The sequence below is a fragment of the Pseudomonas sp. K5002 genome, from assembly GCF_013386655.1.
Lineage (GTDB): Bacteria > Pseudomonadota > Gammaproteobacteria > Pseudomonadales > Pseudomonadaceae > Aquipseudomonas.
Map to the genome: position 1 here is coordinate 1 of NZ_JACARK010001597.1, position 842 is coordinate 842.

The 842-nt window shown below is 65.0% G+C and carries 1 protein-coding gene; it reads left to right on the top strand.

Features of this window, described 5'->3' with window-relative positions; genetic code table 11:
* Positions 1-842: penicillin-binding protein activator (locus tag HX846_RS38175; protein ID WP_178967574.1), on the top strand; the 842-nt coding region annotated here is incomplete at both ends.

Below are 842 nucleotides of genomic sequence, written 5' to 3' on the forward strand. Positions count from 1 at the left end.
AGCCGGGAAGAAGCCGCCGGTGATCGAGTTCTACGACAGCTCGCGCCTGACCTCCATCGACGACTTCTACGCCAAGGCCCAGGCCGCCGGCGTGCAACTGGTGGTCGGCCCGCTGGAGAAGCCACTGGTCAAGCAACTCAGCGCACGCCCGCAATTGCCGATCACCACCCTGGCCCTGAACTACAGCGAAGCCGACCAGAACCCGGCGCAACTGTTCCAGTTTGGCCTGGCCGCTGAAGACGAAGCCCGTGAAGTGTCCCGTCGTGCTCGCGCCGATGGCCTGCACCGCGCCGCCGCCATGGTGCCGAAAGGCGAATGGGGCGAGCGCGTCTACAAGGCATTCCGTCAGGATTGGGAAGCCAATGGCGGCACCGTGGTGGGCGTCGAGTACGTTGACCAGCCGGTAGCCCTGGCCCAGCAGATTGCCGACCTGTTCCAGCTGCGCAAGAGCGAAGGCCGCGCCAAGAGCCTGCAAAGCACGGTAGGTTCGGATGTTTCCGCCCAGCCATCGCGCCGCCAGGACATCGAGTTCATCTTCCTGGCCGTGACTCCGCAACTGGCCCAGCAGATCAAGCCGACCCTGAACTTCCAATACGCTGGCGACGTGCCGGTGTATGCGACGTCCCACGTGTTCAGCGCCAGTGGCGACAAGAACCAGTACCTGGACATGACCAACGTGATGTTCTGCGAAACCCCTTGGCTGCTGAACACCACCGACCCGCTGCGCAACCAGGTCGCCGCCCAATGGCCACAAGCCAACGGCAGCCTTGGCCGCCTGTACGCGATGGGTGTGGATGCCTACCGCCTGGCGCCGCGCCTGGGGCAGCTCAAGGCACTGCCGG